The organism is Planomicrobium sp. MB-3u-38, from assembly GCF_002836425.1.
GTDB lineage: Bacteria > Bacillota > Bacilli > Bacillales_A > Planococcaceae > Planococcus > Planococcus okeanokoites.
In genome coordinates this window covers 295,764-308,187 of sequence record NZ_PJBO01000001.1, presented here as the reverse complement: position 1 = coordinate 308,187, position 12,424 = coordinate 295,764, and the positions used below count along the sequence as shown (strand labels likewise).

Sequence of the window (12,424 nt, the reverse complement as noted above, 5' to 3'; positions counted from 1 at the left end):
TATAAACCTCCTAGATGTTTCATTCCGGGACCTACCCTAGTTTTTCGATTTGCTTATCCTGGTTCATTTCATGCTTTAACGCTTTGATGTGTTTCACAAGGTTCTGCACCAGACGGATCAGCGTCAAGCCCATGCCGACCGGTGTCGCCAGGTAGATGAGCCCCATCGGAATCTGGTTGGCCGGAGATTTCTGGCCGAATGCCAGCAGCTGGCTCGCTATGTCGTAGCCATAGCGGATTACGAAGATGGCGAAAGCGATGAACAGCAGATTAGCGATGATCGTCAGAATGATTTTGCCTTTGTTTTTAAGTACCAATAGCAGTACATCCACTTTGATGTGACGGTCTTTTTTGACGCCGTAGCTGATGCCGATATAGACCAGCCAGATAAAGCTGTAGCGCGCCAATTCTTCAGTCCAGGACAAAGAGCTGTCGAGTTGTCTCATGACCACTTGCAGGAAAATGACCGCTACCATGATCGTGGTAAAAAGCACCAATAGCACTTCTTCGATATGCCGGTCTAACCAATGTATGATTTTCATGTCGGTCTCCTTCATCAATAAAATTTTATTTGTCTACAAGGGGAGTAGAAAGATGTAAATTCCATTTCCAGAAAAGCAAGAAAACGGCTTTGAGGAAATATTCCTCCTCAAAGCCGCTGCCTATTTATTATTCTGCCAATTCTGCTTCAGCTTCTGCGACAGCGTCGTAGACTTCCTGAACAGTTTCTTTACCGATTTTTTCTGCGTACTCATCAAGGACCGGCTGAACGATTTTCACCATTTCCGCACGGGCTTCAGGAGATACTTCGTTGTAGTTCATGCCTTCAGCTTTCAATTCGTCAGCATATTCCGCAACAGCTTCACGGTTAAGTTCACGGTTCATTTTACCCGCTTCAACAGCCGCTTCTGTTACGATTGTCTGCTGCTCTTCAGTCAAGCCATCAAAGAATTCCTTGCTCATCAAGAATACGAATGGGCTGTAGATATGGTGTGTTGTAGAAACGTAATCCTGTACTTCGTAGAAACCTTGCAGGTAGATTGTCGGGATCGGGTTTTCCTGTCCATCGACAGTACCTTGCTGCATTGCTGTAAACAATTCACCGAATGCCATTGGCGTCGGGTTAGCTCCAAGTGCTTTAAAAGCATCAAGGTGCAAATCATTTTCCATTGTACGAAGCTTCAAGCCTTCGAAATCGCTTGCAGTTTCAATTGCGCGTTCGCTGTTTGTTACATCACGGAATCCATTTTCCCAGTAAGCAAGGCCTACAAGGTTCTGGTCTTCCAATTTATCAAGGAATTTCTGTCCAACTTCGCCGTCCAATACTTTATCCGCTACTTGCTCGTTCGGGAACAGGAACGGGAAATCAAATACGCTGTACTCAGGTACAAAGTTAGCGATCGGTGCCGTTGAAGGAATTGTTACTTCCTGTGAACCAAGCTGCAAAGCTTCAGTCATTGCGCGGTCATCGCCCAATTGGCTGCTGTGGTAAGTTTCAACTTTGATCGCGCCGTCAGTTTTCTCTTCAACAATTTTTTTCCATTCCAATAATGCCAGGTATTGCGGGTGTGAATCGTTAAGGCCGATACCAGCGCGGATTGTTTTTGTTTCGCCTGATCCTTCGCCTTCGCTTGCCGAACCTTCAGATGCTTCGTCGTTTCCGCCTCCGCATGCTGCAAGAACCAATACCATCATTGCCAATACGAATAAAGAAAAAATCTTTTTCATGTCAGTCTCCCCTTTTTCATGTTTTATTTGATGTAAAATTTGTAAAAGATTTTATGTGGTGAAGCGTGTGTAACTGAACTATTTTTTGACGACTGCGTGGCCGCCGAATTCATTGCGGAGCGCTGCTACGACTTTACCGGTGAAGGTATCGTCTTCCTGTGAACGGTAGCGCATCAGCAGTGACATCGTGATGACCGGAGCCGGCACCTGAAGATCAAGCGCGGTTTCAACCGTCCATTTCCCTTCACCAGAAGAGTTCATGACGCCGCGGATCTCTTCCAGTTTCGGATCTTTCGAAAATGCGCTTTCGACCAATTCCATCAGCCATGAGCGGATGACGGAACCGTTGTTCCAGACTTTCGCCACGCCTTCCAGGTCATAATCGTATTCGCTCTTCTCGAGGATATCGAAGCCTTCAGCCATCGCCTGCATCATGCCGTACTCGATGCCGTTATGGATCATCTTAAGGAAATGTCCGCTGCCGAGTTCGCCGGTATAGAAATAACCGTTTTCGACAGAAACGCTCTTGATGACCGGTTCGATGATTTTGAACGCTTCCGGGTCTCCGCCGATCATTGTGCAGATTCCTTCACGCGCGCCGGAAACACCGCCGCTTGTTCCGCAATCCATGAAGTGGATGCCTTTTTCTTTCAGGCTTTCACCCAGTCTCACCGATTCTTTATAATTGGAGTTGCCTCCATCGATGATGATGTCGCCTTCGTCAAGAAGCGGTTTTAATGTCGCAATGACATTTTCCGTAATCTCGCCGTGCGGCACCAGCATCATCAGAACGCGGGGTTTTTCTAATTGCTGAACGACTTCTTCGAGTGAATATGCGCCAATCGCGCCATCAGCCGCGATTTTGTCGACTTGCTCACTGTTTGCATCGTGCGCCACTACCTGATGGTCATTGTCCATCATGTTCAACGCCAGGTTATAGCCCATCTTGCCGACGCCTATCATTGCTAATTTCATGCTTGTAACCCCTTTCTTTCCACTTCAGAAAACATTCGGCGCCCGTCAAACTTTATCGTATGCCGCTGTCCATTTCAAGAAGTATTTTATTATTTTTTTGCTGTTTTAGTGATTTATCTTCCGAGCCAGCCCCCGTCCACCGGAATGGTGATGCCGTGGAGATAATCGGAAGCAGCGGAAGCCAGAAAAATGGCGGCCCCTTGCATATCCTCAGGTTTGCCCCAGCGTCCCGCCGGAATGCGTTCAAGGATTTGGCGGTTGCGCGTTTCGTCAGCCAGCAATGCCGTATTCATCTCCGTATCCATATAGCCCGGAGCGATGGCATTGACGTTGACGCCGCGATGCGCCCATTCATTGGCCAGCGATTTTGTAAACTGGATCACGGCTCCTTTGCTCGCCGCGTAAGCAGGAACCCGAAGGCCGCCCTGGTAAGAAAGCAGCGAAGCCAGATTGATGATCTTGCCTCTGCCGTTTTCCAGCATATGCGCCCCGAATGTCTGGCACATGAAGAATGCCGCATTGGCGTTGACGTCCATTACAAAATCCCAGTCCTGCTTAGGGAAATCGGTCGAATCATGCCGCTTTTGAACACCGGCATTGTTGATGAGGATGTCGATGCTGCCAGTCAATTCCTTGCAGCGCTCCAGCAACTCGCCGTATTGTTCAAAATTCAGCAAGTCGAATTCGACTTTTGCCGCTTTCACGCCGAGTTTTCGAATTTCATCCAGCACCGCTTCATCGATGGTTCTTGCAACAACGACGATATCCGCTCCTGCTCTCGCCAATCCCAGTGAAATTTCTTTCCCGAGCCCCCGGTTGCCGCCGGTGATCACCGCGGTTTTTCCTGTCAGATCAAAAAGTGATTGATTGATAATCGAACCCCCGCTTTCTGCCGTCGGCTTGACGGTGTGTGTTGAATTGTCCTATGCCAACATATATTACGGAAATAAATTCCGTGGTGCTATTCAGTTAATAATGCGTTTACCTCGCGAAATTATGTGGGTAATTTCATTTGAAAGAAGAGAATGTAAACCCTTCCATAAACTTTATTATAAAGCGTACGGAAATTATTTCAACCATTATTTTAAATTATCGAAAAATGTTTTATCTAAATGCGATGTTACTTACGGAATTTAGTTCCATAAGACTGGTTCACTGGTAGGAGGAGATGTGGAGATTAGGGGAAGTTGCCACGTTATTGGAGATAGGAAAACCGCCTAGTGGATTGGCTGGAGTTATAGGTGTGGGTGAAATACGTTGAATGCTCATAGAATCATTTAAGTGATCATAGAACTGTTTGAGTGATCATAGAATCGTTTGAGTGATCATAGAACTGTTTGAATGATCATAGAATCGTCTGAATGCTCATAGAATCATTTGAGTGATCATAGAATCGTTTGAGTGATCATAGAAATTTTTCTGGCCTTCCACTGATTAAATCCTCGCTTAATATTAGCCAAAAACAAAAAGCGGCAGGCTTTTCGTAGACGAAAAACCTGCCGCTTCATTTTTTCTTCAGATCATTTCCACCCGCAGCCAGCCACGGACGCTATTGATGAACCAAACAGCATCATAATCTTCAAGTTCATCTCTGCGGATGATTTTTTCCTTGATTTCTCCTGCATCCAATAATTGCTGTCGGAAAGTCCCCGGCAATAATCCGCAGCTCACTGGCGGCGTGAAAAACTCTCCATCTTTTTCGACTGACAGATTGCCGATTGCAAATTCCGTGAGTTCCTGTCTTTCATTCCATAGTAATACCGAAAAAGCATCCGCCGACATTGTTTCCGCGGCTTGTTCATAAACTTGGCGTGACGTGGTTTTATGATAAAGAAATGGATTTCCGCTGTCGATGGCGGCGTCAGCCAGACTGCAATGCACCGGCCCAGTGATTGGCGCCGTTTCCTGCGCTTCAACAGTGAATTCTCCGCTGCGACTGAGCAAAAACCGTAATTTGAAGGTTCCCCGCGGAAATTCTTTCGCCAGTTCAGCAAGCTTAGCGCTTATCGCCGCTTCATCCGTCCGAAAGTTAAAATAAGCAGCCGAGTCAAGCAAACGCTTCATATGATATGACTGCAAAGGGTACATTCCGTTCTCGAGCTTCAGCGATTCAAGCAGCTCGAACTCTGGCCTGCGCGTTGTCAGCACTTCGGCTTTCGTCTGCAGTTCTTTGAATTCGCCTTCCGAAGTCGAATCCCAAGTCACTCCCCCACCAACGCCGTAACGCGCGCGATTCGTTTCCTTGTCAACAACCACTGTGCGGATCGGCACACTGAACACTGCATCTTTAGCTGGCGTTATGTATCCGATAGCCCCGCAATATACTTCCCGCGGTGTCGACTCAAGTGCCGCGATCGTCTCCATCGTGCTGATTTTCGGTGCGCCGGTGATTGACCCGCAAGGAAATAAAGCCTTGAACCAGTCCATCATCGTTAAAGCCGGAGTAAGCTCCGCCGTGATTGTCGACGTCATCTGGTGGACGGTCGGATACGTTTCCACTTCGAACAGTTTGTCGACTTTGACCGATCCTCTCTTCGCAAGACGGCTCATATCATTTCGAAGCAGGTCCACGATCATCAGGTTCTCTGCCCGCTCTTTTTCAGAAGCCCGCAGTTTGGCAATGTGCATCTTGTCTTCATCGAGTGTGCGGCCTCTTGGAGCTGTGCCTTTCATCGGCTTGGTTGTCAGCTTGCCATTCTGCACTTTGAAGAAAAGCTCAGGTGAAGCGGACAGGATGCTGTAATCGCCGATATTGAGATAAGCACCATAGCCTGCCTGTTGATTACGCGCCAGCTGGCGGTAAAACGCGAAATCACTGCCACTGAAATCCGCATGCAGCCTTTCAGTGTAATTGACTTGGTAAGTATGGCCTTCCGCAATCGTGTTTTTGATGCTGGCAATGCCGTTTTGGTAATGCGCTGGCGAGCCAGTGAGCTTCCAGTCGCCAACTGAGTAAGTATCAGAATCGGATAAACTCTCTTTCCTAACGTCAGGGTTTTTATAAATCCCAAACCATAATAATGGAAGGGAAGCGATTTCGCGGGTTTTCATTTCAGGGTGAAAAGCCGGTGCCGCTTCGTACGAGACAAATCCGGCGGCGTAATAGCCCCGCTCTGTAGCCTGATCGATTTCTTCTATAATAGAAGGAACTTCTGAAAGCTCCCTTGTTTGCAGAATCCGAACCGGCTCTGAAAATGCGAGCGGTTCAATGTTTCCCTGCTCGTTTTGAAACTCAAAAAGAAGATAGGGTTTCTTCATCTGCCGCATCTCCTTTCTGCGCTGACTTCCAGGCTTTCGCTTGCTCGCAGGCGTTTTTCAACATCTGAAAGCCATCGAGCGTCATGATGGATTCGGGATGAAACTGAATGCCGGTTATGGGCAATTCAAGATGGCGGACGGCCATCACTGACCCGTCATTTGTTTGGGCAGTGATTTCCAGGCAGTCCGGCATTGACCCTGCTTGAGCTTCCAATGAATGATAGCGGGTAATTTGTGTCGGCGAATGGATGCCTTCAAACAACCCTCTCCTATCGTGAGTCATCTCGAATACCTTGCCATGGACGGGCTGGCTGCCTTTGACAATGGCACCGCCGAAATATTCGACAATCGCCTGATGGCCAAGACAGACGCCAAGAATCGGCATTTTGCATCTCAGCTTTTCAAGCACATCGCTGCTGGCCCCTTCCATTGAAGGACGGCCGGGACCAGGCGACAGGACGATGAGATCCGGAGCCAGTTTGTCGATTTCTTCTGCCGTGATTTCGGCATTCTGAAAAACCCGCACTTCGGGGTCCAGCTGTTCAAAATAATGCACAAGATTATATGTGAATGAATCGTAATTATCGATAATAAGAATCATGGAAAACACCTCTTCAATAAGGTTGTCAGGCTGTTTCATTATACGTGTTTCACCGGATAATTGAAAAGCGGACTTCTGCCCAAATATCAGATTGTATCTGAACTGCAAGAAGCCATGGAAAGGATTCAAGGCCAGCTTGCGTTTATCGGCGATTTTTTGGGATTTATCGGCGATTTTTTTACGTTTATCAGCGATTTTTCATGGTTTATCGGCGATTTTTTTGCTTTTATCGGCGATTCCTTAAAATCCACAAGCCACACTCAAGTCCCATTAAATTTTCAAGCCGGGATTCTTCTTCATTCCTTCCCATAGATCCGTTTGTTCAATCTGGCGCGCCAATTGCAGCAGCAGATGCTCCTGCCCTTTGCCGGCCATCACCTGCACACCGAGCGGCAGGCCGTTTTCCGTAACATGGACCGGAATCGATACCGCCGGCTGGCCTGTTAAATTGGCAAGTTGCGTATACGGCGTATAAGTCAGGCTCGGCAGGAACATATCGTAGATGATCTGCTGCTGAGCCGCCATCGTCGAAGCCTGTTCCCAACTGCTGAGCAATCCTGCGCGCGATTCCCGACTATGCGTCAGTTCCCCGACTTTCGGCGCCGGAAAGGCCGTTGCGGGAGTCAGATAGAAGTCATAGCTTTCATGCAGCACGGCCATCTTCGCTGCAGCCGCATCCCATGAAGCGAGACTCGCTGAATAATCGGCAGCCGACACTTTCAGTCCCGCCTGGCTCAGCAGCCACGATTCGATTTCCATATCCCCGGCTGTCAGTTCCCGGCCCGCACCTTTTTCCAGATTGCGTACGAGCAGTGCCATTTCTCCGCTGTTCATCAAGTAATAATCCCGCATCAACCCGATGCCGTCGATGCCATTGCCCTTTTCTTCAACGTGATGCCCTTGCTGTTCGAGCCACTTCGCTGTTTTCATTACCGCTTGGCGCGCATCTGCCGAAACCGGCGTACCAACCGGTGAGTCGATTGAAAAAGCGATTCTTAACGGCCGCTGAAAATCCTTTTCCATTTCTTCGCTGTATTTCCCGGGAAATAAAGGCGTGTGAAAAGCGGCTGCCGGCTGCACTGTCTGCAATAAATCCAGCATGGCCGCACTGTCGCGGATTGATTTCGTCAACACGAAATCGATGGAGGCCCCTTGCCATTGCCGCCCCGCACCCGGTCCGACGGGCATGCGTCCGCGCGTCGGCTTTAATCCGAACAGTCCTGTAAAAGAAGCCGGAATGCGGATCGACCCTCCTCCGTCACTTGCTCCGGCAATCGGCACAATACCGGAAGCGACCGCGGCAGCTGAGCCGCCGCTTGACCCGCCCGGGGAATGATCCGGATTCCACGGGTTGCGGCTCGGACCATAAAGTTCCGGTTCGCTGATATTTTTCAACCCGAATTCCGGTGTATTCGTATGCCCCACAAATGTAAAACCGGCACTTCTGAGTTTCGCCGTTAAATGGGAATCCTGGGCAGCTTTCATTTCTTTCAGTAATTTCGAGCCGGCCGTCAGCCCTTCACCTTTCAACGCCTGTGAAATATTTTTCAAAGCCATAGGGACGCCGGAAAACCCTCCGTCGGCCAGCCCATCCAGCGATTGTTCCGCCAGCTCCCTGCGTGTTGCGGTGAAAGCATTCAGCGCCGGCTCTACCTGCTCCAGCCGTTTAAAGCTGAGTTCCAGCAATTCCGCAGCACTCACTTCTTTATTCTTCAAGGAAGCGGCCATTCCGACTGCATCCAGTTGCATATAATCCTTCAAGTTCATTGTGATTCCCCTTCTGTTTCAAATTTCGTTTCATGTACAAAAAGTATAGCATCTATTTTTTTCCATCACATATGTCGGTAATAAGAAGATGGTTTATTATTCTTTGTATAATATTAAAATTTTATGATTTAGGCATTGACTTTTAGTTTCACATCACTACAATTGATATTGAGAATCATTTTCATTTAAAATAAAAGGAGAGAAATTATTCATGAAAAAGCTTTTATTTCTTGTCATTGCATTATCAGCTTTGATCCTTGCTGCATGTGGCGGCCAGGCGAAAGAAGAGGAAACAGACAGCAAAACTGCTACTGAGGCAACAGACAGCAAGGAAGTTAATCTTTATACAGCACGTCATTACGACGTCGACGATGAATTATACGCAAAATTCGAAGAAGAAACAGGCATCAAAGTGAATGTCATCAAAGGCGAAGCCGATGAATTGCTTGAGCGCATCAAGCGTGAAGGCGACGCGACACAGGCAGACCTGTTCCTGACAGCTGACGCCGGCCGTCTGCACCGCGCAAAAACAGATGAATTGCTGCAGCCGGTTTCAAGCGACCTGTTGGATGAGCAAGTTCCTGAAAACTTCCAGGACAGCGACCAGATGTGGTATGGCCTGACGAAACGTGCACGTGTCATCCTGTATGATAAAGAAACAGTAAAACCTGAAGATCTTTCCACTTATGAAGCTTTGACGGAAGACGAGTGGAACGGCCGCGTGCTGATCCGCAGCTCTGAAAACGTTTATAATCAATCCCTGTTGGCATCGTTCATCGAAATTAATGGCGAAGAACAAGCCAAAGAATGGGCAGCAGGCATGGTCAATAACTTCGCACGCGACCCTGAAGGCGGAGACCGCGACCAGGCGAAAGCCATCGCTGCAGGTATTGGCGACGTGGCAATCATGAACACGTATTACTTCGGCCAGATGCTGAATTCCGAAGATCCTGAAGAAGTGAAAGTTGCTGAAGGCCTTGGCGTCTTCTTCCCGAACCAGGACACAACCGGCACACACGTCAATGTCAGCGGCGCTGGTGTTGTCAAAGCAGCGAAAAACAAGGATAATGCAGTGAAGCTGCTTGAATTCCTTTCCGCTCCGGAAGCTCAGGAAACTTTCGCTTCCGCCAACTATGAGTATCCGGTCAACCCGAATGTTGAACCGAGCGAATTATTGGCATCATGGGGTGATTTCAAAGAACAGGATATCCCGTTATCCGTTCTTGGCGACAACAATTCTAAAGCCATCCTGATCTTCAATGAAGTCGGCTGGAAATAAAGAAAAGCGGAAACGGCCGTTCAGCTCCGATAAGCGTAAGACGATTTGGCGAAATGGCGTCTTTTCAGCCATGCAGCCAAAGTGGCTTACGACTCGAGGAGCTGGCCGTTGGAGTCTGGACACGAATAGACTCATACAAAGAAACTTCAAACTTTTAATAATTTGATTTTCTTATCCATTAAAGAAAAGCGCAAGCCCTTGCTGCAACTACAATTGCAGCAGGGGATTTCTTGCGATTGGAAAGAGGTGCCAGAAACGTGCAGCACAGATTCGCAAATATAAATGCCTGGACAGTCGGCGCGGTGATCATCATCATCCTGCTGTTCCTGCCGAACCTGACGATTGTATCCGGTCTGTTCACCCCTTCCAACGAAAATTGGGAGCACATGAAAGAATTTGTGCTATGGAGCTTTGTAAAAAACTCGTTGATCCTGACTGCCGCAACGGCCTTTTTCACCATCATGATCGGTTTGAGCCTGGCATGGCTCATCGCACAATATGATTTCCCGATGCGCCGTTTCCTGAAATGGGCGCTGATCCTGCCGCTCTCCATCCCTCCGTTCATCGGTGCCTATACCTATCACGGCATGCTGAGCCATACGGGAATCATTCAAACGACATTGCGCGATACGTTTGGTGTCGCTCTTAATCCGGCGTTTTTCGATATCATGAATTTGCCTGGTGCGATTTTCATTTATACGATGTTCCTGTTTCCTTATGTATATTCAATTACGCAAGTTTACCTGTCCCAGCAATCCGCTTCGTTGATCGAGAGCACACGCATCCTCGGCAAAGGGCCATGGAAGACTTTCTTTCAGGTCGTGCTGCCGATTTCGCGGATTTCCATCATTGCGGGAGCCAGCCTGGTCGTTCTGGAAGTACTGAATGACTATGGTGTGGTAAAATATTATGGTGTTCAGACTTTTACAACCGCTATTTTTCAAACCTGGTTCGGACTCGGTGATATCGAATCATCGATCAAACTTGCGGCATCGCTGATGGGCTTTGTCATTTTGATCCTGATGATTGAGAAACTTCTCCGGGGCCGGCGCCAATACAGTTATTCAACTACAAAGGTCCGCCCGCTTCCGCTGATTTCATTATCAGGCTGGAAAGCGGCTGCGGCGACAGGATACGGCTTCATCATCCTGTCACTGGCCTTTTTTATACCGGTCGCTCAATTGATTGACTGGACCGTCCTCACCTTCGGCACCATTCCGATGGGTGAATTTATGAGTTACGTGAAAAATTCCGTTTTCGTTGCCGGACTCAGCGCGAGCTTAATCATCATTTTCGCACTGATTGTCGGCAATTTCGCCCGTATGGTGCGCGGCCGCCTCGGCAAATTGCTGCCGCGTTTGACGGTTCTTGGCTATTCGATACCCGGTGCCGTCATCGCCGTCGCAGTGGTCACCGCCTTTATTGGGCTGGACCGCTTCCTGGCACCGGTTTACGTATGGGCCGGCTTCAGCACGACGCTTGTCCTGAGCGTCAGCATCGTGCTGCTGGTGACAGCGTATATTATCCGGTTCTTTGCCATCGGCTATAATTCCATTGAAACAGGTTACGATAAAATCGGCACCAATTTCCGGGACGCTTCCCGCACTCTCGGGCTCGGCGTCACGAAAACATTCTTTAAAGTCGATATGCCGATGATGAAAGGCGCCATTATCAGCGGCTTTATCCTGGTATTCATCGATGTTTTGAAAGAAATCCCGTTGACGCTGATTTTGCGTCCGTTCAATTTCGATACACTTTCCACCAAAGCTTTTCAATACGCAAGTGATGAAAAAATCATGGAAGCTTCACAGGCTTCCTTGCTGATTGTCGGTATTAGTGCCCTGGCCATTGTTTTCTTTTATAAGTTCCTTGAAAGGGAGTTGGATTAGCATGTTTGTGGCGATCGAAGATGTCTGTTTTTCGTACTCAAATGCAGAAACCAAAGCACTGGATAATTTCACACTGAAGATTGAAAAAGGGGAAGTCATCTCCATCCTCGGACGCAGCGGCAGCGGAAAAAGCACGGTGCTGCGCTTATTGGCAGGCCTTGAAAAGCCTGAGAAAGGACGGCTCGTCATTCAGGATGAAGTACTTTTTGACAATAAAACCTTCCTGCAGCCTGAAAAACGCGGCATCGGCATGGTATTCCAGGATTACGCACTTTTCCCTCATCTGACCGTTGCCGAGAACATCCTGTTCGGCTTGTTCCGGATGAAAAAAGCAGAGAAGAAAAAACGCCTCCAGGAAGTCTTGGAGCTAGTGGAATTACAGGATTTCGGAAAACGCTACCCGCATCAATTGAGCGGCGGCCAACAGCAGCGTGTCGCCATTGCGCGCGCCGTTGCACCGAATCCTCACCTTATCCTGCTGGATGAACCGTTCAGCAACCTCGACGCGGAACTTCAAGGTAAAATCCGCGAAGATCTGCGCGATATCCTGAAAAGAGCGAATATCACATCGATTTTTGTTACACACGATGAAAAAGATGCCCATATTCTCGCCGACCGCATCGTCCGTTTAAAAGATGGGCGCATCGATTTTGTCGGACGCCCTTGCGATATGCTCGATACCTATCGCCAGCCGGGTGTGCAGCAATCTACAGAAGGCTTCGTCGAGAAAAACCTGATCGGCGTCAATTGATAAAATCCCCGTTGCTCGGTTGAAGAGCAACGGGGATTTTTTCGGCGTCTTTCGGATGCACGAATAACACCATGAAAGCCTGATAATTATTAAGTCGAGCATAAACCTGCTATTTGCGCGCATAACCATGCCTGTCCCGCGCATAAAAGTCTGTTTCCCGCGCATAACAGTCAGAAA

Annotated in this window: 10 protein-coding genes; 3 read left to right on the top strand and 7 right to left on the bottom strand. The window is 48.4% G+C overall.

Features of this window, described 5'->3' with window-relative positions; genetic code table 11:
* Nucleotides 1–31 precede the first annotated feature (31 nt).
* The 7 genes from CXF70_RS01835 to CXF70_RS01800 all read right to left on the bottom strand — a co-directional run bounded on the left by CXF70_RS01835 (nucleotide 32) and on the right by CXF70_RS01800 (nucleotide 8,328).
* Nucleotides 32–541 (bottom strand): TRAP transporter small permease, encoded by a 510-nt coding sequence (locus CXF70_RS01835; protein ID WP_084243754.1) that lies wholly within the window; start codon nucleotides 539–541, stop codon nucleotides 32–34.
* A gap of 127 nt (nucleotides 542–668) precedes the next feature.
* A complete protein-coding gene (locus tag CXF70_RS01830; RefSeq protein WP_101801263.1) occupies nucleotides 669–1,727 on the bottom strand; it encodes a TRAP transporter substrate-binding protein in 1,059 nt (352 codons plus the stop codon).
* 78 nt (nucleotides 1,728–1,805) lie between these two features.
* Nucleotides 1,806–2,702: a phosphogluconate dehydrogenase (NAD(+)-dependent, decarboxylating) gene (gene gnd, locus CXF70_RS01825; RefSeq protein WP_101801262.1), complete on the bottom strand. Its 897-nt coding sequence runs from the start codon at nucleotides 2,700–2,702 to the stop codon at nucleotides 1,806–1,808.
* 113 nt (nucleotides 2,703–2,815) lie between these two features.
* Complete coding sequence (kduD, locus tag CXF70_RS01820; protein WP_084243751.1) at nucleotides 2,816–3,574, bottom strand: 2-dehydro-3-deoxy-D-gluconate 5-dehydrogenase KduD; 759 nt, start codon at nucleotides 3,572–3,574, stop codon at nucleotides 2,816–2,818.
* Nucleotides 3,575–4,217: 643 nt separating this feature from the next.
* Nucleotides 4,218–5,960: an aminodeoxychorismate synthase component I gene (pabB, locus tag CXF70_RS01815; protein ID WP_101801260.1), complete on the bottom strand. Its 1,743-nt coding sequence runs from the start codon at nucleotides 5,958–5,960 to the stop codon at nucleotides 4,218–4,220.
* Nucleotides 5,935–6,561 carry an anthranilate synthase component II gene (locus CXF70_RS01810; protein ID WP_101801259.1) on the bottom strand — a complete coding sequence of 209 codons (627 nt, stop codon included), beginning with the start codon at nucleotides 6,559–6,561 and terminating at the stop codon, nucleotides 5,935–5,937. Before CXF70_RS01810 ends, pabB begins: the two co-directional genes overlap by 26 nt.
* Nucleotides 6,562–6,831: 270 nt before the next feature.
* Nucleotides 6,832–8,328 (bottom strand): amidase, encoded by a 1,497-nt coding sequence (locus tag CXF70_RS01800; RefSeq protein WP_101801257.1) that lies wholly within the window; start codon nucleotides 8,326–8,328, stop codon nucleotides 6,832–6,834.
* 211 nt (nucleotides 8,329–8,539) lie between these two features.
* On the opposite strand from CXF70_RS01800, the gene CXF70_RS01795 reads away from it, so the two are divergent.
* From CXF70_RS01795 to CXF70_RS01785, 3 genes are all read left to right on the top strand, one after another.
* The gene (locus tag CXF70_RS01795) at nucleotides 8,540–9,607 is read left to right on the top strand and encodes a Fe(3+) ABC transporter substrate-binding protein (RefSeq protein WP_101801256.1); all 1,068 of its coding nucleotides are present in this window, start codon (nucleotides 8,540–8,542) and stop codon (nucleotides 9,605–9,607) included.
* Nucleotides 9,608–9,864: 257 nt separating this feature from the next.
* Complete coding sequence (locus tag CXF70_RS01790; RefSeq protein ID WP_101801255.1) at nucleotides 9,865–11,496, top strand: ABC transporter permease; 1,632 nt, start codon at nucleotides 9,865–9,867, stop codon at nucleotides 11,494–11,496.
* Nucleotide 11,497: 1 nt separating this feature from the next.
* Nucleotides 11,498–12,247, top strand: coding sequence for an ABC transporter ATP-binding protein (locus tag CXF70_RS01785; RefSeq protein ID WP_101801254.1), 750 nt, complete (start codon nucleotides 11,498–11,500; stop codon nucleotides 12,245–12,247).
* Nucleotides 12,248–12,424: the final 177 nt, after the last annotated feature.